Raw genomic sequence first — 25,404 nt, 5'->3', positions numbered from 1 at the left:
CTTCTATGTTTAGGGGCATCTTTTTTATTTTGTAATCGAAACGTTTAGAAAAAAGAATAGCTCCAGGTTTATGACCCTTTGACTTTTTGATAAAATAAAGTAATTAAGCATTCCAAAATATAACGGAGGAATGGGTATGGTAAACACAAGAATATTCATTGTGGAGGACGATCATAAAATCGCCTCCCTTTTAGCAGATACATTAAGAAAATACCAATATGAAGTAGAAATAGTACAAAATTTTGATGAAATCGTGGAGGAATGTAATGCATTTGCACCCCACATCATTTTGTTAGATATTAATTTACCATCTTATGATGGCTATTATTGGTGCCGACAGTTAAGACAATATACAAAGTGTCCAATTATTTTCATCTCAGCTCGTTCTGGGGAAATGGATCAAATTTTTGCCTTAGAAAATGGCGGGGATGATTTTATTACAAAGCCTTTTAATTATGAAATTGTTTTAGCGAAAATTAAAAGTCATTTAAGAAGAACATATGGTGAATATTCTTCTAGACAAGAAGAACGAACAATCATTTTAGGACAGTTAACCCTTTATTTAGAAAGAATGGAATTGCATTTAAGGGAAATTGAAATTCCGTTGCAAAAGAAAGAATGTATTATTTTAGATTTACTTATGGGTCAATCTCCAAAAGTCGTATCAAGGGAAAAATTGCTGGAAGAACTTTGGGATGACCAAACTTTCGTCGATGAAAATACGTTGAACGTTAACATGACCCGTGTTCGAAAAAAATTAGCTGATTACGGCGTTCTTTCGGTCATTGAAACGGTTCGTGGGGCAGGATATCGTTTCGTGTTGAATGCGGAGGAAATGTAATGGGGTTAAAGTTATTTATAAAGGATAATTGGTCATTAGTAGTTTTTGAGCTATTTATCGTTCTTTTTATATTATCCGTTTATTGGTTGGATGGATTTCGAAATATTAATACCGCTATCTATACAATTATTATTAGTTTAATATTAACGGTTTCCTATTTAGGAGTTCGCTATTTTTTCCGTCATCGATATTTGAATAAGATTACCCAATTACCTTTCACGATGGAAGACGCCCTACAGAAAAACGCTAAATCCCCGGAACATTTTCAAACGGAACAATTTTTACAAGAACTATATCGAGTGTATCAACATGAAGTACAAGCTTTGTATGCCACTCAAACAAGACATGAAAAGTTTTTAAACCAATGGATTCATCAAATGAAAACACCTATTGCCGTATTGGAGTTGTTGTTGCAAGAAGATGGCCCTCTTGATAAAAACAGTGTCCAGGAGGAAGTAGAACGGTTAAGACGTGGACTGGAAATGGTGTTAATGAATGCAAGACTCGATAAGTTCGAAGATGATATGCAAGTCGAACAAGTAAACTTAAAACAAATCGTCAATGCAACTATAAACGACAACAAACGTTTATTTATAACAAATCGAGTCTTTCCAGAAACCCATATTGATGAAGATTTAACGGTTGCCAGTGATTCGAAATGGTTAAAATTTATTTTAGGTCAATTTATTACAAATGCCGTGAAGTATACATTTGAACAAAATAAACGCATCATCGTGTCCGCAACAAAGAATGAATCGAAAGTGACGTTAACCGTAAAAGATGAAGGAATAGGTATTCCAAAGTCAGATTTGACCCGAGTGACGAAAGCCTTTTTCACAGGGGAAAACGGGCGTAAAACCGGCGAATCTACGGGGATGGGATTATATTTAGCGAAGGAAATATGTGAGAAATTAGGGCACGAATTATTGATTGAATCTGAAGTAGGGGTAGGAACGACTATCATACTAACTTTCTAATACTATTTGATATGAGGGAATGGAACAATGCCAATATTACAAGTGAAAGATGTAACAAAAGTATATGAAGGAAAAGTAACGAATCGAGCATTAAATCAGCTTTCCTTTGATGTGGAGCAAGGGGAGTTTTTAGCTGTAATGGGTCCCTCAGGTAGCGGGAAATCCACGTTATTAAATTTAATCTCGACGATTGATCGTCCCACTTCCGGTGAAATTATTTTCAATGATATGAAGCCACAAAGCTTAAGTCCAAATGAACTAGCCTATTTTAGAAGAAGGGAACTAGGATTTGTTTTTCAAGATTTTAATTTGTTGCCTATGTTAACGGTAGAGGAAAATATCATTTTACCTTTAACTCTCGATCAAAAGCCGGTAGAGATGATGGAAGAAAGGTTGAAAAATTTAGCTAAAAGGCTCGATTTAACTTCCTACTTACATAAAAGACCGAATGAAATTTCCGGTGGACAAGCCCAAAAGGTAGCTATTGCGAGGGCGTTAATTCATGAGCCTACGATTATTTTAGCTGATGAACCGACAGGGAATTTAGACTCAAATAATTCCCGTGAAGTGCTTGAGCTGTTAAGTAAAATCAATGAAGAAAAACGGGCAACAATTATTATGGTTACCCATGACCCAATTGCCGCGAGTTTTTGTGATCGGGTGTTATTTATAAAAGATGGTGAATTTTTCAATGAAATTCATCGGGATGATAGACGCCAAACATTTTTCCAACGAATACTAAATGTGCTGAGCTTACTAGGGGGAGGACAAGTAGGTGACCTTTCATCAATTCGCTTACCGTAATGTGATACGAAATATTCGAATTTATGCCGCTTTCTTTATGGCAAGCTTTTTTTCCGTATTTGTTTTCTTTATATATTCGATGCTGATGTTCCATCCCGCAACGGAGAATGGCTTTTTAGGGAATGTCCCAATTCTTTGGATGGTCATTGCTGAAATCATTTTAGTGCTGTTTTCTTGGTTTTTTATTTTCTATTCGATGAAAGCTTTTTTAGAAGCTAGATCGAAAGAATTTGCGATTTTGCTTCACTTAGGGATGGAGAGAAGACAGCTTTCGAAGCTCATTTTTTTGGAGACGATTATTATCGGCTCCATTTCTATTGTGTTAGGGATTATTTTTGGATTTTCCTTTTCTAAATTTTTCTTTATGATTGTCCGGGAAATTTTATTTTTGGAAGATCTACCCCTTTATCTTTCATGGGAACCATTTTTATTAACGATTGGTGTTTATTTAAGTGCTTTCATTTTTATTTCGTTATTTTGTTTCCATTTTGCACCGGAGAAAAATATTATTGATGTATTTAATGGACCAAAAAGTGTTGAAATACAGGTGGACTATACGAAAAACAAAGCGATACTTGGGCTTATCTTCATCGTTTTGAGCTACTGTTTAGCTCTTCTTACTACACGGGGAACCTTCGAAATTTTTTCAGTATTAATTCCGATTTTTATTACGATTGGTACGTATTACTTTTTCGCCCATACGACCCAATATTTCTTTGCCAGGGTAAAGGGGAGAAAAAGTCTTTATTGGAAAAAATCCCGAATGCTACCGATTGCAGAACAGACGTTTATTTTTAAAAACAACGGAAAAATTTACTTTATTATGACGATGGTATCTACATTAGCCTTTTTATCGATTGGATTGCTTGCTGCTTTTTCATCTTATACATCCCAATACGATAAACTGAATCCTTTAGGGTTAATTTATAAAGGGCATATCGATAATCCGTATGAACATAAACATATTCAATCCATCGTATCGGAGTTAGAGCATAAAGGATTATCTTATCAACTTACCCAATTTACTGTGTTAAAGCAGACATCATCTTTCACCAATTATGAAGTGGAAGTTTTTAGTGAGTCTGATATTAATAGTTTATTATTTTCTTATGGCTATCCGTTAATTAACTTATCGAAGGGGGAAGGAATGTTTATTCCTTATTCGGAAGATTCGATTAAGAAATTGGCCAAACGAACAGTAGACACTGTTTTAGTTGAAAACAATGTACCTATCCATATTGACGAAGTATATCCAAAGTTAATCTTTCCAAGAACTATCGTTGGTTTAAATGCCATTATTATTAGTGATGAAGATTTTAAACAACTAGTACATCCATATAGTGGATTCCCTGAAGTAGAACCAGGGTATCATTTATATACGTTCGATATTCCCCAGTGGATTGAAGCGAATGAAGTCGGATTTAATATTCAACAAAAGGTTTCGAAGGAGTATTTAAAAGATGAATATCATTTACCTTATTATTTTGAAAATGCAGGATTAAATTATTCGTATCTTTTATCTACGTATTCATTACTTACTTTAGTAGGCTTACTAGTAGCAGCAGTCTTTTTATTAGCAGCAGGTAGTTTTATTTACTTTAAATTGCATACGAATTTAGAAGCTGATAAGAAAAAATTCGATGTGTTAAAACGTATGGGGATCTCCAATAGTGAGCTGAAATCCCTTGTTACGAAACACCTATTACCTCAATTTTTCTTACCATGGGGTGTTGCACTATTCCATAGTCTTTTTGCATTCTTTACGCTGCAAAATTTATTGAGAGATTTTGCTAATATATCAATTGTTAAAGAAGTTGTTATCTCCTTTAGCCTATTAATCCTTTTGCAACTTATTTATTTTTATTTAATTCGATGGCGCTATTTAGCTCATGTTCGAGATTAACAAAATAAATGTTATTAGTAGAATAATTTTTCGTTTTCGAAGAGAAAAATGTAATAAAATACTAAAATAGATTGTTTTATTAATATAAATAATTTATAATATTTAGAAAATGAATAGTAATTCATTTTCATCTCCCTTTTGTCAATTTCGTAGCAAAAGGGAGTTAAGCGCAAAGGGGGAAGGGTGTTTTGAATTTAGTTGAACGTGTTCGACAAACAGCATTAGAACAACCCGAAAGACGTGCATATCATTTTTTAGGGAGTGACACTACATACGGTGAGTTCGAACAAACAGTAAGTCGTTTTGCATGGGCATTACAACAACTTGGGGTGGAAAAGGGAGATCATGTGGCGTTTTTATTAGGAAATACTCCACATTTTTTAATTTCGTTGTATGCGACAATGCGAATCGGAGCAACTGCAATACCAGTAAATCCAACGTATACGCAGGAAGAAATATCGTACATTATTCAAAATGGTGATGTGAAAGTAGTCATCGCCCTTGATAGTTTACTGCCATTCGTAGAAGCGGGGGTAAACGTATTACCACAGGTAGAAAAGTACATTATTTGTGAAACATCATTGAATATAGAGGAACGAATAGAATCCCTTTCTTCAATAGCAAAGGAAAAGACGTTTTTATTTTCTGAAGTACTAGGGGAGGCTACATCCTCCATAGATCCAGTTCATGTGGAAGAGGATGATGTGGCAATTATTTTATATACTTCAGGAACGACGGGCTATCCAAAGGGAGCTATGTTAACCCATCGCAACCTGTACTCCAACGCACGGGATGTTGGGCATTATTTAGAAATGAATCCGGATGACCGAGTTATTGCTACTCTACCTGTATTTCACGTGTTTGCCTTAACGGTTGTTGTCAATGCGCCGTTACTTCAAGGGGCTACGGTACTATTAGCGCCAAAATTTAGTCCAAGTGAAATTTATGAACTTGCTGGAAGGGAACAGGCAACAGTATTTGCAGGTGTACCGACAATGTTCAATTTTCTTTATCAATTTGATGGCAATACGGAAAATTTCTCACACTTACGTCTAGCCGTTTCAGGTGGGGCACCATTACCTGTTCAAGTTCTTTATAATTTTGAAGAGAAATTTAAAGTACGCGTTTCAGAAGGTTATGGTTTGTCAGAAGCTTCACCCGTAACATGTTTCAATCCATTGGATCGGGAACGTAAAGCTGGATCGATTGGGATGTCCATTCCAAATGTTGATAATAAAATTGTTGATGAAAATGGAAATGAGGTCCCAGTTGGAGAAGTAGGCGAATTAATTGTTCGTGGTCCGAATGTGATGAAAGGCTATTATAAAATGCCAGAAGAAACGTATAATGCGATTCGTGGTGAATGGTTATATACTGGTGATTTGGCGAAAAAGGATGAAGAAGATTACTTCTATATTGTCGATCGGAAAAAAGATATGATTATTGTGGGCGGATTTAATGTGTATCCCCGTGAAGTGGAAGAAGTATTATTCTCTCATCCGAATGTGTTAGAAGCGGCAGTCGTCGGTATGCCTGATTCCAATTTAGGAGAAGCAGTACATGCCTATGTTGTATTAAAAGAAAATAATACGTCTATTGAAGAATTACAACAGTATTGTTCCAATCGTCTTGTGAAATATAAAGTTCCGACTGTAATCGAGCTGTTAGATGAACTACCGAAAAATTCGACAGGGAAAATATTACGCCGTTCCTTAAAAGAATTTGAGAGAGCGAAATAAATAGATGGAAAGAGATTATCTCCAATAAGGGGGATAATCTTTTTTATTTTCTATTAGATTCTATATTTTTGATAATTAAAAATAGTTTGACATAAATGGTCGTCGTGATAAACTTTATATTACGGAAATCGAAATATTGAAAAGGATGGTGGAACAAATGGTTACAAAAAGAAAGCTGAAAAAAGAGGATTTGTTTAAAATTCAGTCCATTACAAACCCACAATTTTCTCCGACAGAAAAGGAAGCTGTCTTTCTTAATACGTTTATTGATGAAAAAGAGGATCAATATTTTAACCATTTATATTATGTAAATGTAGATTCTAATGAAGTCGTTCAATGGACTTTTGAAAAGGAACGAATTTCAAATCCTAAATGGTCACCAGATGGAAAACAAGTTGCCTTCATTTCCAATCGTAATGAAAAAAATCAACTTTATATGATAAATAAAAGTGGTGGCGAAGCAAAAAAAATAACAGACCTTGAAGAAGGAATCCAATCATTTTTATGGTCACCATGTGGGGAAAAAATATGGTTTACGAGTAGCTTGAAGGAAGGGGCAACCTTTGCTGAAAAGGTGAAAAAAGAGGAAGAAAAGGAAAAACTAGAAGCTTATACTGTACACAAAATGCGTTATAAAATGGATGGGGTAAAGGGACATGGGCTTGTTAAACAAAAGGTTTCCTCCCAAATTGGCTTTGTTTCTTTAAAAGATAACTCCATTCAACAGTTTACAGAAGGGAAAGATTCTTACTCTTTAAACGATATTTCTCCTGACGGAAAAAAACTTATTATCGGTATAAAACATCATGATCAGCCTGATTACGAATTTAATAATCGATTATTTATTGTAGATGTTGAAACGAAAAACAGAACGGTATTAGTAGACCAGGAAGGTTACTATGGCGGGGCAAAATATTCATATGATGGTAGATATATAGCCTATGTTGGAAGCGATGCAACTTATAAAAACGCGACCCACTCCAACGTGTATATTTATGATACGGAGACTGAGTTAACTCAAAATTTAACAGAAAGCATTGATAGCCCTGTAGGTGATTATGCTGTTGCCGATGTTCAGCAAGGGGTTGCAGCTCCAGATGTAGTTTGGACGAAAGACAACGACTTATATTTCCAACTTTCTACAACGGGGGATGTTCAATTATATTATGCAAGTTTAGATGGGGCTGTTTATCCTGCGACACCAGAAGGGGAGCACGCATATGATTATGCCATTTACAAAAATGGTCAAATTGCATTAGTTTGTGTATCGAATCCTGTTTCCCCAGGGGAGTTATATAAAGTTGATATTGCGAAGGGCGAACGAAATCAAATCACGCACTTTAATGATGAATGGTTAGAAGAAGTTGAACTTGTAAAACCAGAATCCTTTTACTACACAAGTACAAATGATGTATCTGTCCATGGTTGGTTAATGAAACCTAGCCAATTTAAAGATGGGGAAAAGTATCCATTAATTGTTGAAATTCATGGTGGTCCTCATACGATGTATGCCAATACATTCTTCCATGAAATGCAACTGTTAGCAGCTCAAGGTTACGGTGTACTTTATGTAAATCCAAGGGGAAGCCATGGCTATAGTCAAACGTTTGTTGATGCAGTGCGCGGTGATTATGGTGGAGGAGATTATGAAGACATTATGGCTGGTTTGGATGAAGTCCTTCGCGAGCATTCTTGGATTGATGCAGAACGCCTAGGAGTTACAGGAGGTTCTTACGGTGGATTTATGACAAATTGGATTGTCGGTCATACGAACCGTTTTAAAGCAGCGGTAACGCAACGAAGCATATCTAACTGGATTAGTTTCTTTGGCGTTTCTGATATTGGTTATTATTTTACACCGTGGCAAATTGGTGCCGATATGACAGATCCAGAAAAGCTATGGCATCATTCTCCATTAAAATACGCGAATAATATTGAAACACCGTTATTAATATTGCATAGTGAACTGGATTTCCGCTGTCCAATTGAACAAGCCGAACAATTATTTATTACATTAAAATCGATGGGGAAAGAAACGAGTTTCGTTCGATTCCCTGACAATAATCATAACTTATCTCGTACAGGTACACCGAGCCTACGAATCGAGCGTTTAACTCAAATTATTACATGGTTTAAAAACTATTTATAAAATTTGAAGGAATGGTGTTGTCACCAGTGACAGAAATAAGCCAAACCTGTAAAATAGTATAGATAAATGAGAGTTGAATATCCGTCTACTATTCATGATTGCTCGTTTACAATCAAGGAAATTAGAAATGAGGTATAAAATCGTGCCAAAAATGAATGTTGAAAGTTTCAATTTAGATCATACAAAAGTGGCAGCGCCATATGTAAGACTTGCCGGGATTAAGGAAGGGCAAAATGGCGATGTTGTCCGTAAATATGATGTCCGTTTCAAACAACCAAACGAAGAACATATGAAAATGGATGCTCTTCACTCAATAGAGCACCTTATGGCAGAAAATATTCGTAACTATACGGACTTTGTAGTCGATATGAGTCCGATGGGATGCCAAACAGGTTTTTATTTAACGATGATTAACCATGATGACTATGAAGAAGTGTTAACGATTTTAGAAAAGACATTACAAGATGTTGTTAACGCTACGGAAGTTCCAGCTTGTAATGAAGTGCAATGTGGCTGGGCAGCAAACCATAGTTTAGAAGGTGCCCAAAATCTTGCAAAAGAAATGTTAGAAAAACGCAGCGAATGGTCAACGGTTTTTAAAGAGGAACAATAAGAAAAATTATTACTTCAGATTGTAGGCAAACTTGAAAATTCTAGTTTGTCTACAATCTGAGTTTAATTCTCAAATTTTGCTACTAATTTTGTTGTTTTTACTTTATTACTGATTCTTTTAACTTAGCAAACACTGTTCTTTTTGAGAACTATTCTTTTCCTTAGTGTCGCTAATATATTATCGAACACTTTTATAACATTTTTTTATTTAATGAATCAAAATTTGATATAAGGAAGATGAATGGTTGTAGTAAAATCCAAAGTATACACCCATTAAAAAAGAGAGATTCTTCGATGAAGATGAAATAGACCTATCTCCTGGTATTTACAAATTAATTATCCCAAGTCTATATTAAACTCAAAATGTCATCAGTGAAATAAATAACAAACTAAAATGACCAGCCTTTCCTTAATTATTAAAGACTGGTCTTATACTCTAGACAAAGTCGCTTTCGACGACTTTGTCTATTATTTTTTTATTCAGTAAATCATATTCTGACAAATAACTGATGTAAAATTAGTATTAAAATTAAAAAAATTCAAAAAGTAACATTAAAGTTTGGTAATAATTTGTATATTTCGATACTCTGTGACCGTTCTTTAATTGTTAAGAACTATGCTTTTTTCTTGAAAAAATATAATCTCCATTTAGTCCATATTAATCTAAGAAACGTTTGCGAACTTCTGGAGAAGGAATCATACAAGTTTCTCTTTTACCAAACCACCTATAGCGGTTTTTTGCAACAATATTATAAATGAAATCTCTTAATGGTTTAGGGATGATTATCAATATATACCCCGTCTTATACCATCCTTTTAAATTTTTGCAAATTCGAAGTACTGCAGAAGATTTATAATGATATTTATTATTTTCCAACAGAAAAATACTATCAATATCATGTGGCGCACTATACTTATTTAATAAACAAATCCCGATTTCACTCTGTAATGATGCAAATTTAAAATAGCCTTTTTTATCATTTTTAATTATGAATTGAACTGCACAATCACAAAAGTTACAATCCCCATCAAATAAAATAATCCCGCTCATTTTTTTCAATCCTTTTTTATTTTTTACTTAAAGATACTCCGTCCTGAACTATCTACAAAGAAACGTTTAGTGTTTTTCAAATTAATATATTTTTTCAATGTCTTTTTTACTTTTGTAAATGAATATTCGTTATTCCACTGTCTTAAATACAATATAACAGCTGCACACATTGTGATTCCAAAAGTTACAATCCCAATCGTAAAAATAATCCCAATGTGAAAAATAATCCCTAAATTGTGTCCAAATCTTTTAAGTGGACTTGAAGCAAACATACAGATAACCAAAAACAATTCGAAAACAGTGACTGCCCATGTTACCAGAATAATGAATGGGCTATTTAATAATGGTTCTAATACATTTAATTGATAAGGAGGTAAGCCGAAAATTGGATCACTAAAGAAATAATATAGTGCAGTTCCATCTGCCCATTCAGGATTTTTTAATCGTTCTAAAGCAGCATTAAGATATATAATACCCACCTGAATTTTTATTAATATCATAAATAGCCAAGTTATATATTTGCTATAAAAATTGTTACAATTTTCAACAGTTTTGTAAAAATGATTCTTTCTTCTATCCAAAAGTGTGATTGGAATTAACAAAAAAGTAAGGACGGTATTTATCTGTTCTCCACCGTCTATTGTAGTAGCTGACCACTGAAGGGTATATGCTATATACCAATGAATAATACCGGTATATTGGGGTCTCCAGCCACTTGCGATAATAAAGAGGCAGAGGATCATTAAAAATCTAATTAATTCTAGAGAAATGTTAAAATGGTCAGCAACACAAAATGCAGAAGGAGCAGTTAAATATTCGCAAGATACGTCACCAAAAAGGCAAAATCAAAAGAAGGGGAGAAAGCTGCCGTCGCTATTGTTGAGTACATCGAGGAAGTGGATCCTACATATTTTGATGAGCTAAAAAGCTCTATTGAAAATAAGGACCCAAATAAACTGGTTGAGACATTAGCAGAGGGAGAAAAGTTAATTGTTTCTTATGCCGAAGATAGCGGAAATAAAACAGAGGTATTAACTGAGGAAGATGTAGTTACACCTCAAGCATGTGGTCCAACAGTATGCGTTTTAGTTGTAGTAGCAGGCGTATACTTATATGTTGGCGGTGTTCAGGGCGTAGTTCTACAAACTGGGGCTGCAATTACAACAGGTATATGGAAATATGTTGCATATACATCAAGTTCCGTTCAACAGGCGTATGCTATTGAACAAGCAGCTGTAGAAACATTGGATATGTTGACAGAACAATCGGGAAAATAGGGCATTTTTTAGAAAAGGCATACTCTTTGAGGAGAATGCCTTTTCCATTTCAATCATATCGAGGTATTTTAACTATTTATCAAAGGTATTTATCCAAATTAAACCTACAATGATAATGATCAGATTAGAGAGGAAGAAGGCAACAATACCTATACTATTAATATTTCCACTTGTTACATCATTTATAATATTATTTAATAATAATGCAATTAATACAGAAATAAATAAAGAAAAATTTGTGCTTAACACTTGTAAGAATACCTGAATTTTTGTTTTTATGTTATTTTGGGCATTTATTTCATCTTCGTTAGTCTTAAAAGTACTGTGAAATTTTTTCATGTCTACCTTTACCTTTTTTCCAAGTAGAAATGTAATGATATATACTAAAATGTTAATCCCTATTAGTAAATAATATTCAGAAGCATTTCCAAACGAATCAGCAGTTCCACCGAAAGAGAAGTGAATTGGTACTTGAGGATTATTATTACTTATAATGACATAGCTGATCACGATTAATTGGAAAAAAACAGTTAAACTGAAAAAAATATGCAAGCCCCTTGTTATTGACCTCATATTCAGACCTCCTTCAAATTTGAATATTTTATAATTATAAAGATGGTTAAAATTCCTAGTAACGGCATCAAAGTCCAAACTGATATATATAGAACATAATAATTATTAAAATTAAAATATGACAGAACTATATATAATAAACCACAAATTATAGATATTAAACCAATTCTTCTTCTTAATCTATATTTATTCAAATGAACTGTTGTAAACATTCTTCCTATCTTTTTCCCTAAACTGTGAGTGAAATAATTCCCCAAGAGTAATAATAATAATCCTATATAGAAGGTGAGTAAGGAGTACAAAGTAACATTATTAGTTTTATTAGATAAATTAAAGATTAATGTTACGATTAGTATTAGTGAGATTAATGAGAATAAGTTATGTGCTCTTCCAAATCTATAGTAATTTAGCTGAAAAAATAAAAATGCACAAAGAAGTAAAAAAATTATTAAAGCATAGTAATTTAATATATCCAAAATTTACTCCTCCTTTTTTTGCAAAGACACCAATTTTAAGATGACATCCTCTACAATTGTTGTGTTTAAGGAATAATATACAAACTGTCCTTTTTTAATTTTAGTAACTAACCTTGCTTCATAAAGAATATTTAAGTGGTGTGAAAGACTTGCCATGGAAATTGGGAAGTGTTTTGCAATTTCACCTACATTTAAATCTCTATCTTTTAATAAAGAGAGTATTTCTCTCCTAGTGGGATCAGCTAAGCCTTTAAATACATCGGGCAATATAATACACCTTCTTTAGATATTTAGAATATTATCTAAATAAATTTTTGATTAATTTTAATCAATTGTCAAATACAGGAATTGATAAATGTTAAATAGTAAGTAAATTTAAATTCACGTTAGTGAAGTACACCTATTATTGTGCAACCTCCTTTTTATATGAACCGGTTAGTGATGTGAAAAATGAGAAAATGACGGTTTATAGATGAACATCGTTTTTAGAAAGTCTAATTTTCAAATTAGACTTAGAATATTGACAAAAGATCTGTAGAAGAGGCATATTCTAAGGCATTTTATTGGCAATCAGCAATAATAAAAATCTTTATAAATTTGGTTTGATTCAAAAGGCTGTGACTTAAGAAATTAAGTATTACACCTTTGATGGAGTCTTACAGTTTTTTTACCTTCAAAAAATAGTATTTTTAGGTTAGAGTGATCTGTCCGGTATGTAGACTTTATTAAATTTCTCTTTTTTTACTGCTTTTGTTATAATCATGCAGAGAAAATTGAGAAACGATGTGAGTGAGGAACTGTATGGGTAAACATAATAAGATTGTAATGAATTCGCCAAAAATAATCGTGATGGAATATATTTATGTTCTTCTTGGGGCTGCCATAATTGCCTTTGGATTTAATGCTTTTTTATTTCCAAATCAAGTTGCATCAGGCGGGGTTAGTGGAATTAGTACGATTTTGCACGGTCTTTTTGGATGGAATGCAGGGATTGTGCAATATGCTTTTAATATACCCCTTTTCATAGCTGGTGTTGTTATTTTAGGTAAAAACTTTGGTTTAAAATCGTTTATCGGAACAATCGCATTACCATTTTTCGTCATTTTGTTTGAGGAGATGGATGCGCTCACAACGAATTCGTTACTGGCTGCTCTTTTTGGAGGCATTGTTGTCGGATTAGGTATCGGCTTAGTATTTAAAGGAAAGGCTTCAACTGGAGGTACCGATTTATTAGCCCAAATTATTACAAAATATACCGGGCTCACATTAGGGACAAGCGTTCTAATGATTGATGGTTTGATCGCTTTAAGTGCTGCCATCGTATTTGATTTAGAAAAAGGCCTTTATGCATTAATCGGATTGTATGTGACGACGAAAACAATTGACATTGTTCAGTTAGGATTTAGTCAATCAAAAATGGTCTATATAATTACGAATAAACAAGATGAAATGCGAGATGCTATCTACAAGGAAATTAACCGGGGAGTAACGAAAATGCCAAGCTTTGGTGGATATACTGGTGAACAGCGACTTATGTTAATGGTAGTCGTCTATCAAACAGAGTTCACAAAGCTGAAACAGGTTATTCAAACGGTTGATGCCACTGCATTTGTCATTGTTTCTGATGCGTATGAAGTGTTAGGAGAAGGTTTTAAACGGGTTTAAACAGGTTTAAATTTGGTATAATGACCAATGGTATCCACCTATTTAAAAATTTTGGAGGGGTTCAAAATGAAGAAAACATGGTTAGCACTTGCATTCGGATCTGCACTATTTTTAGCTGCTTGTGGCGGCGGTGACGATGAAGCAAACGATACTAACACAGGTACAGACGAGACAACAACAGAAGAAACAACTGACAATGGGGGTACTGCCGACACTGGAGCAGGTGAAGAGATTGTAATGGACTCTTGTGTTACTTGTCACGGCGGTAACCTACAAGGTATGGGTAACACACCTTCATTAGCTGACGTCGGTACGCGTCTTTCTGAAGATGAAATTTTAGACGTTATTTTAAATGGTAGAGGTGGAATGCCTGGCGGGTTGCTTCAAGGAGAAGATGCGGAAGCAGCTGCAGCTTGGTTAGCTACACAAAAATAAGCTTGAATATAATGTGAAAGACAAAGTCATCCTTGTTGACTTTGTCTTTTTTATATGTTGTGATTTCGTGAAGTCAAGTATATTTTAAATACAAACTTCCTCTATCATGCTAAAATAGTTACTATATGCCAGTAAAAAGGTAGGGGAGTATACTGATGATTCAAGTAACAACAAAAGAGGTAATTGAAAAATTTAATTTAACGTTAGTAAGTGGGCATGAAGGAATCGGCCGATATATTACGACGAGTGATATTTCTAGACCTGGACTTGAAATGGCTGGTTATTTTACCCATTATCCGGCGAACCGAGTGCAGTTAATTGGTAAAACCGAATTATCTTTTTTTGAAATGCTCCCAACGGAATTGAAAAAAGAACGTATGTTAAAACTCTGCTCACAAGATACACCTGCTATTATCGTTTCTAGAGGGATGGAAGTGCCAAAGGAATTAATCGACGCTTCCAATGAAACGAATGTCCCAGTATTATTAACGGATATGAAGACGACTCAATTTTCAGGTCGATTAACGAACTATTTAGAAAGTAAATTGGCTCCTTACGCTGCTGTACATGGCGTTTTGGTCGATGTTTACGGAATCGGTGTATTAATTATTGGGAAAAGTGGAGTTGGGAAAAGTGAAACGGCACTGGAGCTCATTAAAAAGGGCCATCGGTTAGTTGCGGATGATTGTGTAGAAATTAGACAAGAAGCTGAAAATTTAATCGTTGGAAGTGCACCTCCTTTATTGGAACATTTGCTCGAAATTCGAGGTATTGGAATCATTGATATTATGACATTATTCGGAGCAAGTGCAATTAGACCTTATAAACGGATTACTTTAATTATTGAACTGGAAAATTGGGACCCAGATAAAACGTATGACCGTCTAGGGTTAGATGAAGAAAAAATGAAAATTATCGATACAGAAATAACGAAATTGACGATTCCAGTTCAACCTGGAAGAAACGTTTCCGTTATTATCGAAGTTGCGGCTATGAATTACCGTTTGAAAAAAATGGGAGTGAATGCAGCGCAAGAGTTTTCAAGAAGATTAGATGAGATGATTTCTTATCAAGATGAAATAGATGATTACTAACAAAAGGGTTTAGTAGTTTTAACTTGAGAGGGGCTTATGAATGGAACAAATATTACTAGCAATTGATCCAGTGGCATTTTCGATAGGTAGCATCGAAGTAAGATGGTATGGAATTTTAATTGCCAGTGGCATTGTACTAGCGTATTTCGTTGGTCAAAGGGAAGCGGTAAAACGAGGGTTACCTGATGATTTTCTTGCTGATATGTTAATTTGGGCAATCCCTATTTCAATCATTTGTGCACGGTTATATTATGTTGGAATGAAATGGGAATATTATGGCGCAAATCCGGAAAAAATTATTCAAATTTGGAATGGGGGGATTGCCATCCATGGTGCATTAATCGGTGCGGTTATTACTGCTTTTATTTTCTGTAGAAGTCGTGGAATTAGCTTCTTAAAAGTAGCAGATATTGTTGCACCAAGTCTTTTAATCGGGCAAATTATTGGTCGTTGGGGTAACTTTATGAACCAAGAAGCTTTCGGAGGACCGGTTTCCCGTGCGTTTTTAGAAAACTTAATGTTGCCAAATTGGATTATTGAACAAATGTACATTCAAGATTTAGGAACTTATGTACATCCGACATTTTTATATGAATCATTATGGAATGTTTTAGGGCTTATTATTTTACTTGTATTACGAAAAGTCAATTTGCATCGTGGGGAAATTTTCTTCTCTTATATGATTTGGTACTCAATCGGACGTTTCTATATAGAAGGTATGAGAACGGACAGCCTATATTTAGTTGGAGAATTACGTTCAGCACAAGTTGTATCGATTCTCGCAATCGTTATAGGAATTGTTGCCATTATTTATAGAAGAATGAAAGTAAGACCTGCAGTCCGCTATTTAGATCCAAAATAAATTCTATCATCTGTTGTTTTATAGCGATTAAAGGAGCTACGAACTATGAAAGCTTTACTGTTTGATTTTGATGGAACACTATTAGATACGAATGAATTAATCATACAAACCTTTATGCATGTTTTAGAAGAACGATTTCCCGGGCAATATTCGCCAAAAGATTGCATAAATTTTATCGGTCCGTCATTAAAAGAAACCTTTGAACAATTAACGCCAAACGAAGTTGAGGAAATGATTGAAAAATATCGACAATGGAATGAAGCACATCATGATGAATTAGTGAAAGAATTCGAAGGAGTCGTTCCAACTTTAGAACAACTAAAGGAACAAGGTATTCGATTAGCAATTGTTTCAACGAAAAGAAAAGATACGATTGAAAAAGGTTTAAACATAATGGGAGCAAAACATTTATTTGAATTTTGGATAGGCACAGATGATGTAAAACGGGTAAAACCTGATCCAGAACCGGTATTACTTGCCATTGATAAACTAGGTGTAAGTAAAAAGGATGTGATCATGATCGGGGATAACTATCATGATATCGAGGCGGGAAAAAACGCTGGTGTTAAAACAGCTGGTGTTGCCTGGTCGTTAAAGGGAGAGCAATTCTTACAACAATTTAATCCTGATTATATGCTACAACATATGTCGGATTTATTAACGATTGTGAAGGAGTCCTAATTGTATGAGAAGAACGGAACGATATCCTGTTCAAGGTGCAAACTCATTATGGAAAGTATATAAAACGGTATCCTTTTGGAAAGTAATGAAATGTTTTATCTTTATTCAAATTGGTCGTATTACTCCGTTTATGGGGATGAAAAATTGGATATATCGTACGTTTTTACATATGAAAATAGGTGAAAAAACATCTCTTGCTTTAATGGTAATGCCTGATTCGATGTTTCCTGAAAGAATATCAATTGGAAGGAATACAATCATTGGGTATAATACGACCATTTTAGCCCACGAATATTTAATTGAAGAATACCGACTAGGCGATGTGAAAATCGGAAACGAAGTGATGATTGGTGCCAATACTACAATTTTACCTGGTGTTGAAATTGGAGATGGAGCCATTGTCTCCGCAGCTACACTCGTTCATAAAGATGTTCCGCCAGGGAGTATGGTTGGTGGAAACCCAATGCGTATTATTTATACTGCTGAACAAATGGCAGAAAGAAAAAGGTCAGAAAGTTAAAAAAGCATCCAAAGTATTTTCAAAAATACTTTGGATGCTTTTTCTTTTCCTATAGCAATGCTTGATGCTTTAAGAAAAGGAGTATAATAAAATTATTACTATTTATAATTATCAATCTATTTAAAGAGCAATGATGTTGACTATTTATTGAAAATTAGATAAAATACTTTCATATACTAACTCTCTAATTCTCTAGTGTGTTAAAGTGAAATGATGGGAAGTGTCAAAGATGTCAGCGATAAAAATGTTCGAGAAACCATTAGGAATGCGGGATACATTCCCCGTTACATACGAAAAAATAGAAGAAGTTCGTCAAACAGGTCGGAAATTCCTACGTGCCCGTGGATTTGATTTCATTGAAACACCAAGTTTAGAATACTTCGATACTGTAGGAAAAGCATCCGCAATTTATGATGCTTCATTATTTAAGTTAGTGGATAGTCAAGGCAATACCCTTGTTCTTCGTCCAGATATGACAACGCCGATTGCCCGTGTAGCAACATCAAAACTTTTGAAAGAAAAAATCCCATTGCGTTTAGCCTATTTTGCCAATGTTTTTCGTGCTCAACAAACAGAGGGGGGCCGTCCAGCTGAGTTTGGACAAATGGGCATTGAAATTATCGGTGATTCTTCCGTTTATGCAGATGCTGAAACGATTATTACAGCGATTCATTTAATCCAGTCCTTTGGTATCCATTCCTTTAAAATTACAATCGGCCACGCCGGCGTATTAAATTGTATTTTAAAGGATTATACAGAAAGCGATGAGCAAGCAGAAAAACTTCGCACATTATTAGTGGAACGAAATTATGTAGGGTTTGAAGAAGCGGTTGAACAATTTCATTTACCAAAAACAAAGTCCGATGCGCTACTACAGTTTATAAGTGAAGCGACAAATATTGTTTCCATTGAACATATTGAAAAATACGTACGCAAAAATGATGCGTTGGCATATGTGCAACAATTAATGGAATTAGTTTCGAATGCCGATTTATCACCTTATGTTGCTTTAGATTTCACATTATCAAGTCATATGAATTATTACACAGGTATGTTGTTTGAAGTGTTCGCAGAAGGTAGTGGTTTTGCCCTTGGAAATGGTGGAAGGTACGACGGTTTACTTCATCATTTTGGAAGTGAAGTTGGGGCAACCGGCTTTGGAATTCGAGTGGATCGACTTTTAGAAGTTTTACCGACAAAACCAACTTTGGAACAACAAGTAGCGATCATCTTTGAGGAATGTCAATTTACAAAAGCATTGGAATTAGCAAACAGCTTACGACAAGAAGGAAAACTCGTTACAGTTCAATCGAAAAAAGGGCTAATCGATGAAGAAGCCTTTACGAAACAATTTGAAAAGGTTGTCTATGTCAGCCAGGAGGATTAAGTATTATGACTCATTTAACAATTGCGATGCCAAAGGGACGAATTTTTGAAGAAGCTTATCAAATGCTTATTGAAGCAGGTTTTAACTTACCGGAAGAAGTGGAAATGTCCCGCAAGCTTATGATTGAAATTCCCGAAGAAAAAATCCGTTTTATATTAGCAAAGCCAATGGACGTACCTGTATATGTGGAACATGGCGTAGCTGATATTGGAATTGCAGGAAAAGATGTATTACTTGAACTAAGACGTAATGTACATGAATTGTTAGATTTGAAGATTAGTCAATGTTATATCGCCTCTGCCGGATTACCAAATACAACGATGAACGAAATTGCACCTCGCATTGCGACAAAGTATCCGAATATTGCGATGAACTACTATAAAGAAATTGGCGAACAAGTGGAAATTATAGAATTGAACGGTTCCATCGAATTGGCTCCAATGATTGGGTTGGCCGATCGCATTGTCGATATTGTATCGACTGGAAGAACGTTACTGGAAAATGGTCTTGTTGAATATGAACATATAGCGGATGTGTCTTCGAGATTAATTGCAAATCCTGTTAGTTATCGAATGAAAAGTGGACGTATTCAACAATTAGTGACACGGTTAAAAAAATTGGTCAATTAGAGAGAAGGGCTTTTTGTGAAAATAACAAAATTATCGAACGCAATATCTTTAAAACGACAATTGGAGGGTGGCAACGAACAACAGCTATTAACCGTTCGCCAAGTATTGCAAGACGTGCGGAATTTAGGAGATGCAGCCCTTCGCAAATATAGTGAAATGTGGGACGGGATCCAAATAGAAGATTTTCGTGTATCGAAACAAGAAATCGAAGAAGCCGTTTTAAACTTTGACCCACAATTAAAATCAGATTTAGAAGAGGCTGCAGCGAATATCCGTTATTACCATGAAGCGCAAAAAAGGGAAGGTTACAAGCTTCCTTTAGAAAATGGTTCTTGGTTAGCCCAACGTATCGTCCCATTGGATGCAGTTGGATTATACGTTCCAGGTGGATTGGCAGCATACCCGTCATCGGTACTCATGAATGTTATTCCAGCCCAAGTGGCGGGGGTGGAGCGGATTGTGATTACTTCCCCTGCCGGAAAAGATGGGAAGCTACCTGAAGCGGTTCTTGTGGCAGCTTCTATATTAGGCATTACCGAAATTTATAAAGTTGGTGGAGCGCAAGCCATTGCGGCATTAGCCTATGGTACGGAAAGTATAGCACCAGTCGATAAAATTACAGGTCCAGGAAATATTTACGTTGCTTTAGCTAAACGGGAAGTGTTTGGAGAAGTGGCGATTGATATGATAGCCGGTCCGAGTGAAATTGCTGTATTGGCTGATGACACAGCCTTCGCAGATGAAATTGCAGCAGATCTCTTATCACAAGCAGAACACGATGCATTAGCGTGCGCCGTATTAATTACGACAAGTGAACGGTTAGCTCTAGCTGTGGCAGAAGAAGTTGAGAAACAATTAAGAAGTTTACCGAAAGAAGAGATAGCAAGAAAATCGATTGAAAACTTTGGTCAAATTTATATAGCTGACACGATGGAGCAAGCAATTGATGCAGTGAATTCCCTTGCACCAGAACATTTAGAAATTGTGACACAACATGCGGAAGAAGACTCGCTAAAAATCCGCCATGCTGGAGCGATATTTATTGGTAGATACAGTTCAGAGCCAGTAGGGGATTATTTTGCTGGTACGAACCATGTTTTACCGACAAATAGTACAGCCCGTTTTGCCAGCGGATTAAATGTCGATGATTTTATTAAAAGAACAAATGTTGTTTATTACACTGAAAAAACGTGGGAACAAAATGGACCGAAAATTGCCCGACTTGCTCGAATGGAAGGGTTAGAAGGTCATGCCCGTGCCGTAGAATCCCGTGGATGGACTAAAGGAGATTAATAAAATGACAGATGGAAGATTTGCAAAAAAAGAACGGAATACGAACGAGACGAAAATTTATGTTGAAATCAATTTAGATGGAGAAGGAAAAGCAGAGGTTAATACAGGTGTTCCTTTTATGGATCATATGTTGGATTTATTCCTAAAACACGGTTTGTTTGACGGGAAGATCGTTGCCGATGGAGATACGCATATCGATGATCACCATACGACAGAAGATATTGGAATCGTTTTAGGACAAGTAATACGTGAAGCCCTCGGCGATAAAAAAGGAATCAAACGATATGGGAATGCTTTTGTTCCAATGGATGACGCATTAGCACAAGTCGTAATTGATTGCTCCAATAGACCTCATTTAGAATTTCGCGTTGAACCGGAATTAAAACAAAAGGTAGGTACCTTTGACACAGAGCTTGTCCATGAATTTTTATGGAAGTTCGCATTGGAAGCCCGCATGAATGTCCATGTCATTGTCCCTTATGGTCATAATACCCACCATATTATAGAAGCAATATTTAAAGCGTTGGCAAGAGCGATTGATGATGCGGTACAAATTGATCCCCGCGTAAAAGGAGTACCGTCAACGAAAGGGTTGTTGACATGAAAATAGGCGTTATTGATTATGGAATGGGCAATTTATTTAGCGTTGAACAAGCATTAAAAAGACTAGATTGTGATGTTGTTGTATCATCCGATGTTCAACAATTGGCTAAAACCGACGGACTCATTTTGCCGGGGGTTGGAGCATTTCCAGATGCGATGAAACGGCTGGCAGAAACGGGGCTAGATCGATTTATTCAGGAACAAGTAAAGGCGAAAAAACCGCTATTAGGAATTTGCTTAGGTATGCAATTACTTTTTGAAGAAAGTGATGAAGTGACACCTACGAAAGGGTTTGGATTTTTTAAAGGAAAAATCGTCCGCTTCTCTGGTGAAACAGCTAATGGTGAGCAATATCGTGTCCCTCACATGGGATGGAATACGTTGGACTTCCAATCTATCCCGAAATGGTTAGAGGGGAAAGGATTACCGGAAAATCGTTTCGTATATTTTGTTCATTCATTTTATGGAACGAATACGGAGCCGCAACAATTAGTTGCAACTGCAAACTATTTTGATGTGAAAGTGCCAGGAGTTGTGCAAGGAGGAAATGTATGCGGCATGCAATTCCACCCTGAGAAATCTGGGAACTTCGGTGTATTTTTACTTCGCCAATGGTTACAAGGGGTGGGGGTGTCAACATGCTAACAAAACGAATCATTCCTTGCCTTGATGTGAAGGAAGGACGGGTAGTAAAAGGAGTTCAATTCGTAGAACTGCGCGATGCCGGAGACCCGGTTGAGCTGGCAAAATTTTATGATGAACAAGGGGCAGACGAATTAGTATTTTTAGATATTTCTGCTTCCCATGAAGGTCGAGAAACGATGGTAGATGTCGTAAGAAAGACCGCCTCTACCCTTGCCATCCCTTTTACAGTAGGGGGAGGAATTCGCAGTTTAGAAGATATGAAACGAATTTTACGGGCAGGGGCAGATAAAGTTTCCGTCAATACGTCAGCATTAGAGCGACCTGAGTTAATAAAAGAAGGATCTGATTTCTTTGGAGCCCAGTGTATTGTTGTTGCCATTGATGCAAGATTTTCAGAAGAAGATGGGACATGGATGGTTTATACCCACGGTGGACGTAACAAAACGGAATGGCAAGTGGTCGAATGGGCAAAAGAAGCTGTACGTTTAGGCGCAGGTGAAATTTTATTAACGAGTATGAATCAAGATGGGGAAAAAACGGGTTTCGATTTACAGTTAACAAAAGCAGTAAGGGATGCTGTTACCGTTCCAGTAATAGCTAGTGGTGGTGCTGGTAACGCCCAACACTTTGTTGATGTATTAAAAGATGTAGATGCCGATGCAGCCCTTGCAGCATCCATTTTCCACTATAAAGAAACGAGCGTAGCAGAAGTGAAAACTTACTTGCGCGAAAAAGGAGTTTGTGTCAGATGATAAAAGGATTAAAGTTTGATGACAAAGGGTTAATCACTGCAGTTGTGCAAGATGCACAATCTAAAGAAGTATTAACTGTTGCATATATGAATGAAGAATCTCTACAAAAAACGATCGAAACAGGTGAAACTTGGTTTTACTCCCGTTCAAGACAAGAACTTTGGCATAAAGGAGAAACAAGTGGCAATACACAAAAAGTAGTATCCATTAAAACTGATTGTGACAAGGATGCGTTAGTAGTAGAAGTATTGCCTGCTGGTCCAGCATGTCATAATGGAACAACTTCATGCTTTACTGAAACAATTGTACAAAAGGATCAAGTTGGTTCCGTTGACATTATTCCATATTTAGCAGAAGTTATCCGTCAACGTGAAATCGAAATGCCTGAAGGAGCTTATACGACCTATTTATTTGAAAAGGGAATCGATAAAATATGTAAAAAAGTAGGGGAAGAGGCGACGGAAGTTGTAATCGGTGCGAAAAATCGTGATGCGGAAGAAGTGAAATGGGAAGCCGCCGATTTACTTTACCACTTATTCGTATTGCTACAAGAACAAAAAATTAATGTGTATGACGTTTTAAAAGTATTAAAAACTCGTCATGAGGAAAAAAGAGCGAGTACTAAAAAATAATCGTTGAAAAAACAAATTGATTAATTCGAATTTAATGACGTTATTTGTAATTGTGGTATAATGAAAATTAATTTGCCTAGGAACGTACTATTACGTTCCTTTTGCTATGTTACAGTTCTTTTTTACTCGTAACGTATATGGTCGTTACGCCAAGGCGTAATGTATGAAGTTCGGAGGATTTACTTTGGAAAAACAACGTCAAAAAGAGAAATTAAATAATGTTGTATCCTTTATTCCAAATGGAGATTACTATTTTAATAAAGCGCTGAAAGCTATGGATAAAGATCAAATGGATAAAGCGTATAAATATATGAAACGAGCGGCAGAGCTAAGTCCAGATGATGCCCATGTTTTAATGCAATTTGGGATTTTAGAAATGGATGCCCAAAACTTCGAAAAGGCATATGAACTAATACATACAGCATATAGTTTGGATCCTAGTGAGCCTGAACACGTATTTTTCTTAGCGGAAATTTCAGGTTGTATCGGGATGGTACGCGATGCCCAAAAATATGCGGAAATGTATTTGCAAATGGAACCTGATGGAATGTATGTCGTAGAGGCGGAAGAAATATTGGAATTTCTTCAATATGAAGAAGAGGAAATGGAACATATTGATGAAGAAGATTCTGAGAAATTAATTGCCCAAGAAAAAGCTCGTCGTTTAATGGAAAACGGTCAATTTGATGAAGCGATTGAAGTGTTGGAACAATTAATCGAAACCTTCCCAGACTTATGGCCAGCTTATAACAATTTATCTTTAGCTTATTTCTATGTTGGAGAAACGGAACAGGCAAGGGCACTATTAAACAATGTTTTACGAGAAAGTTTAGGAAACTTACATGCCCTTTGTAATTTGGCTGTCATAGCATATTATGAGAAAAATGAATCCGAGTTATCCGCTTTAGTCGAAATGTTGAAGAAAATAAATCCCTATGATTGGGAAAATCGCTATAAGCTAGGAGCTACTTTAGCTTTAATCGGCGAATATGAAGTGGCTTATAAATGGCTACAAAGCATGAAAAGAAAAGGATTCCCGGGAGATGCAGGCTTTTACTTTTGGTTGGCACAATCGGCTTATTTTTCTGGTCATATAGAAGAAGGAAAAGCAGCTTGGAAGTTGTTGGTGGAAATGGATCCGACAAAGGATGGCTATGAACCATGGTTAAATGCATCGGAAGAACATGACGAATCATTAGAAAACAATCGGGAATTTATTATTGAAAAAATTAGTAGTAAATATAGCACCCATCGTATGTTTGGATTTTTCTTACTTAGTAAATCAGCTTATAAGCAAGAAATAATCGCACATCCTAAATTAATCGATCTATCAAAGTATAGTGGTATTGAAAAATTATGTTTAGCCTATGCTCTTCAACATCAATTTACAAACGATAACGATACGGAAAAATATTTTGTTCGTTCTATGGAAGTTGCGGAGGAATTATATAAAAGCTTGAACCCGATTACGTTAGAAGTACAATATTTATTCCAAATGTGGTTTGTATTAAGTGAACGGGCATTGAAAAATGATTATCCATTTAAAAATGTAAAAGCTTTAGCAGCAGCTGTTGAGTATATGTTCTTTTCAACTATTAATAGTAAAAAAGTGACGAAAAAGCATTATGCTGAAAAATATAATATTTCCGTATCAACGTTAACGAAGTATGTGGAGGAATTAATTCACTATTTACCTTTCGACTAACTAGGCAATATATTTGAAGTTAGTTGTGGAATGTCCTAGGATGAAAGATGTAAAGAACAATTTTTTATAACGGTGTGTGTAAAAAATTTTAGTAATACA

25 protein-coding genes and 1 pseudogene are annotated in these 25,404 nt (G+C 35.5%); 22 read left to right on the top strand and 4 right to left on the bottom strand.

The features are described 5' to 3' along the window. Positions 1-136 precede the first annotated feature (136 nt). The 7 genes from EC501_RS03200 to EC501_RS03170 all read left to right on the top strand — a co-directional run bounded on the left by EC501_RS03200 (position 137) and on the right by EC501_RS03170 (position 9,026). Positions 137-841, top strand: a complete 705-nt coding sequence (locus EC501_RS03200) for a response regulator transcription factor (RefSeq protein WP_122970852.1) — start codon at positions 137-139, stop codon at positions 839-841. After that, positions 841-1,818, top strand: coding sequence for a sensor histidine kinase (locus EC501_RS03195; RefSeq protein WP_122970851.1), 978 nt, complete (start codon positions 841-843; stop codon positions 1,816-1,818). The genes EC501_RS03200 and EC501_RS03195 overlap by 1 nt, the downstream gene beginning before the upstream one ends. Positions 1,819-1,845: 27 nt before the next feature. Next, entirely contained in the window at positions 1,846-2,622 is a 777-nt protein-coding gene (locus EC501_RS03190) for an ABC transporter ATP-binding protein (protein WP_122970850.1), read from the top strand. Beyond that, positions 2,594-4,525 (top strand): FtsX-like permease family protein, encoded by a 1,932-nt coding sequence (locus tag EC501_RS03185; protein WP_122970849.1) that lies wholly within the window; start codon positions 2,594-2,596, stop codon positions 4,523-4,525. Before EC501_RS03190 ends, EC501_RS03185 begins: the two co-directional genes overlap by 29 nt. Before the next feature lie 188 nt (positions 4,526-4,713). Next, the gene (locus EC501_RS03180; protein WP_122970848.1) at positions 4,714-6,264 is read left to right on the top strand and encodes a fatty acid--CoA ligase family protein; all 1,551 of its coding nucleotides are present in this window, start codon (positions 4,714-4,716) and stop codon (positions 6,262-6,264) included. Positions 6,265-6,421: 157 nt separating this feature from the next. Beyond that, positions 6,422-8,413, top strand: a complete 1,992-nt coding sequence (locus tag EC501_RS03175; protein ID WP_122970847.1) for a S9 family peptidase — start codon at positions 6,422-6,424, stop codon at positions 8,411-8,413. A 142-nt stretch (positions 8,414-8,555) separates the two neighbouring features. Continuing rightward, entirely contained in the window at positions 8,556-9,026 is a 471-nt protein-coding gene (locus EC501_RS03170) for an S-ribosylhomocysteine lyase (protein WP_122970846.1), read from the top strand. A 657-nt stretch (positions 9,027-9,683) separates the two neighbouring features. Here the strand turns inward: EC501_RS03170 and EC501_RS03165 are convergent. Together EC501_RS03165 and EC501_RS03160 are read right to left on the bottom strand one after the other, a co-directional pair. Next, positions 9,684-10,076: a thiol-disulfide oxidoreductase DCC family protein gene (locus EC501_RS03165; RefSeq protein WP_122970845.1), complete on the bottom strand. Its 393-nt coding sequence runs from the start codon at positions 10,074-10,076 to the stop codon at positions 9,684-9,686. A 23-nt stretch (positions 10,077-10,099) separates the two neighbouring features. Continuing rightward, positions 10,100-10,891 (bottom strand): annotated as a pseudogene (locus EC501_RS03160) (sporulation-delaying protein SdpB family protein); the annotation flags it as partial. Here EC501_RS03160 and EC501_RS03155 point away from each other — a divergent pair. Then, complete coding sequence (locus EC501_RS03155; RefSeq protein ID WP_479680904.1) at positions 10,889-11,353, top strand: sporulation delaying protein family toxin; 465 nt, start codon at positions 10,889-10,891, stop codon at positions 11,351-11,353. The pseudogene EC501_RS03160 and the gene EC501_RS03155 sit on opposite strands and share 3 nt — an antisense overlap. Before the next feature lie 72 nt (positions 11,354-11,425). Here EC501_RS03155 and EC501_RS03150 read toward each other — a convergent pair whose 3' ends face one another. Further along, complete coding sequence (locus EC501_RS03150) at positions 11,426-11,926, bottom strand: hypothetical protein (protein WP_122970842.1); 501 nt, start codon at positions 11,924-11,926, stop codon at positions 11,426-11,428. A gap of 479 nt (positions 11,927-12,405) precedes the next feature. Further along, complete coding sequence (locus EC501_RS03145) at positions 12,406-12,669, bottom strand: autorepressor SdpR family transcription factor (protein WP_174232639.1); 264 nt, start codon at positions 12,667-12,669, stop codon at positions 12,406-12,408. A gap of 534 nt (positions 12,670-13,203) precedes the next feature. Between EC501_RS03145 and EC501_RS03140 the strand changes: the two genes are divergently transcribed. The 14 genes from EC501_RS03140 (at position 13,204) to EC501_RS03075 (ending at position 25,305) form a co-directional block, all read left to right on the top strand. Beyond that, complete coding sequence (locus EC501_RS03140; protein WP_122970840.1) at positions 13,204-14,067, top strand: YitT family protein; 864 nt, start codon at positions 13,204-13,206, stop codon at positions 14,065-14,067. Positions 14,068-14,133: 66 nt separating this feature from the next. After that, entirely contained in the window at positions 14,134-14,502 is a 369-nt protein-coding gene (gene cccB, locus EC501_RS03135) for a cytochrome c551 (RefSeq protein ID WP_122970839.1), read from the top strand. Positions 14,503-14,657: 155 nt separating this feature from the next. Continuing rightward, the gene (gene hprK / locus EC501_RS03130; RefSeq protein WP_122970838.1) at positions 14,658-15,596 is read left to right on the top strand and encodes an HPr(Ser) kinase/phosphatase; all 939 of its coding nucleotides are present in this window, start codon (positions 14,658-14,660) and stop codon (positions 15,594-15,596) included. A gap of 40 nt (positions 15,597-15,636) precedes the next feature. Then, a complete protein-coding gene (gene lgt / locus EC501_RS03125) occupies positions 15,637-16,458 on the top strand; it encodes a prolipoprotein diacylglyceryl transferase (protein ID WP_122970837.1) in 822 nt (273 codons plus the stop codon). Positions 16,459-16,503: 45 nt separating this feature from the next. Next, positions 16,504-17,139 carry a pyrophosphatase PpaX gene (gene ppaX, locus EC501_RS03120; RefSeq protein ID WP_122970836.1) on the top strand — a complete coding sequence of 212 codons (636 nt, stop codon included), beginning with the start codon at positions 16,504-16,506 and terminating at the stop codon, positions 17,137-17,139. Positions 17,140-17,143: 4 nt separating this feature from the next. After that, positions 17,144-17,659, top strand: coding sequence for an acyltransferase (locus tag EC501_RS03115; RefSeq protein ID WP_122970835.1), 516 nt, complete (start codon positions 17,144-17,146; stop codon positions 17,657-17,659). Between the two features lie 229 nt (positions 17,660-17,888). Next, the gene (locus EC501_RS03110; protein WP_122970834.1) at positions 17,889-19,046 is read left to right on the top strand and encodes an ATP phosphoribosyltransferase regulatory subunit; all 1,158 of its coding nucleotides are present in this window, start codon (positions 17,889-17,891) and stop codon (positions 19,044-19,046) included. A gap of 5 nt (positions 19,047-19,051) precedes the next feature. Beyond that, on the top strand, positions 19,052-19,675 hold the full coding sequence (hisG, locus tag EC501_RS03105; protein WP_122970833.1) for an ATP phosphoribosyltransferase: 624 nt from the start codon (positions 19,052-19,054) through the stop codon (positions 19,673-19,675). A 15-nt stretch (positions 19,676-19,690) separates the two neighbouring features. Beyond that, complete coding sequence (gene hisD, locus EC501_RS03100) at positions 19,691-20,968, top strand: histidinol dehydrogenase (protein WP_122970832.1); 1,278 nt, start codon at positions 19,691-19,693, stop codon at positions 20,966-20,968. 4 nt (positions 20,969-20,972) lie between these two features. After that, positions 20,973-21,572 (top strand): imidazoleglycerol-phosphate dehydratase HisB, encoded by a 600-nt coding sequence (hisB, locus tag EC501_RS03095; RefSeq protein WP_122970831.1) that lies wholly within the window; start codon positions 20,973-20,975, stop codon positions 21,570-21,572. Then, entirely contained in the window at positions 21,569-22,216 is a 648-nt protein-coding gene (gene hisH / locus EC501_RS03090) for an imidazole glycerol phosphate synthase subunit HisH (RefSeq protein ID WP_122970830.1), read from the top strand. Before hisB ends, hisH begins: the two co-directional genes overlap by 4 nt. Next, positions 22,210-22,968 carry an imidazole glycerol phosphate synthase subunit HisF gene (hisF, locus tag EC501_RS03085; RefSeq protein WP_122970829.1) on the top strand — a complete coding sequence of 253 codons (759 nt, stop codon included), beginning with the start codon at positions 22,210-22,212 and terminating at the stop codon, positions 22,966-22,968. The genes hisH and hisF overlap by 7 nt, the downstream gene beginning before the upstream one ends. After that, positions 22,965-23,600, top strand: a complete 636-nt coding sequence (hisIE, locus tag EC501_RS03080) for a bifunctional phosphoribosyl-AMP cyclohydrolase/phosphoribosyl-ATP diphosphatase HisIE (protein WP_122970828.1) — start codon at positions 22,965-22,967, stop codon at positions 23,598-23,600. Before hisF ends, hisIE begins: the two co-directional genes overlap by 4 nt. A 184-nt stretch (positions 23,601-23,784) precedes the next feature. Next, positions 23,785-25,305, top strand: coding sequence for a tetratricopeptide repeat protein (locus EC501_RS03075; RefSeq protein WP_122970827.1), 1,521 nt, complete (start codon positions 23,785-23,787; stop codon positions 25,303-25,305). The last annotated feature ends 99 nt before the right edge of the window (positions 25,306-25,404 follow it).

It is taken from the genome of Lysinibacillus halotolerans, assembly GCF_003711845.1.
Lineage (GTDB): Bacteria > Bacillota > Bacilli > Bacillales_A > Planococcaceae > Ureibacillus > Ureibacillus halotolerans.
Note: the sequence above shows the minus strand (reverse complement) of the source record. Positions and strands in the feature narration are given on the sequence as shown.

Excerpts from the sequence above, each read along its gene's own strand:
- EC501_RS03150 (WP_122970842.1), bottom strand. The coding sequence starts at position 11,926 with ATGAGGTCAATAACAAGGGGCTTGCATATTTTTTTCAGTTTAACTGTT.
- EC501_RS03200 (WP_122970852.1), top strand. The coding sequence starts at position 137 with ATGGTAAACACAAGAATATTCATTGTGGAGGACGATCATAAAATCGCC.
- EC501_RS03190 (WP_122970850.1), top strand. The coding sequence starts at position 1,846 with ATGCCAATATTACAAGTGAAAGATGTAACAAAAGTATATGAAGGAAAA.
- cccB (WP_122970839.1), top strand. The coding sequence starts at position 14,134 with ATGAAGAAAACATGGTTAGCACTTGCATTCGGATCTGCACTATTTTTA.
- hisG (WP_122970833.1), top strand. The coding sequence starts at position 19,052 with ATGACTCATTTAACAATTGCGATGCCAAAGGGACGAATTTTTGAAGAA.
- hisH (WP_122970830.1), top strand. The coding sequence starts at position 21,569 with ATGAAAATAGGCGTTATTGATTATGGAATGGGCAATTTATTTAGCGTT.
- ppaX (WP_122970836.1), top strand. The coding sequence starts at position 16,504 with ATGAAAGCTTTACTGTTTGATTTTGATGGAACACTATTAGATACGAAT.
- hisIE (WP_122970828.1), top strand. The coding sequence starts at position 22,965 with ATGATAAAAGGATTAAAGTTTGATGACAAAGGGTTAATCACTGCAGTT.
- hisB (WP_122970831.1), top strand. The coding sequence starts at position 20,973 with ATGACAGATGGAAGATTTGCAAAAAAAGAACGGAATACGAACGAGACG.
- lgt (WP_122970837.1), top strand. The coding sequence starts at position 15,637 with ATGGAACAAATATTACTAGCAATTGATCCAGTGGCATTTTCGATAGGT.
- EC501_RS03140 (WP_122970840.1), top strand. The coding sequence starts at position 13,204 with ATGGGTAAACATAATAAGATTGTAATGAATTCGCCAAAAATAATCGTG.
- EC501_RS03175 (WP_122970847.1), top strand. The coding sequence starts at position 6,422 with ATGGTTACAAAAAGAAAGCTGAAAAAAGAGGATTTGTTTAAAATTCAG.
- EC501_RS03110 (WP_122970834.1), top strand. The coding sequence starts at position 17,889 with ATGTCAGCGATAAAAATGTTCGAGAAACCATTAGGAATGCGGGATACA.
- EC501_RS03115 (WP_122970835.1), top strand. The coding sequence starts at position 17,144 with ATGAGAAGAACGGAACGATATCCTGTTCAAGGTGCAAACTCATTATGG.
- hisF (WP_122970829.1), top strand. The coding sequence starts at position 22,210 with ATGCTAACAAAACGAATCATTCCTTGCCTTGATGTGAAGGAAGGACGG.
- hprK (WP_122970838.1), top strand. The coding sequence starts at position 14,658 with ATGATTCAAGTAACAACAAAAGAGGTAATTGAAAAATTTAATTTAACG.
- EC501_RS03165 (WP_122970845.1), bottom strand. The coding sequence starts at position 10,076 with ATGAGCGGGATTATTTTATTTGATGGGGATTGTAACTTTTGTGATTGT.
- EC501_RS03195 (WP_122970851.1), top strand. The coding sequence starts at position 841 with ATGGGGTTAAAGTTATTTATAAAGGATAATTGGTCATTAGTAGTTTTT.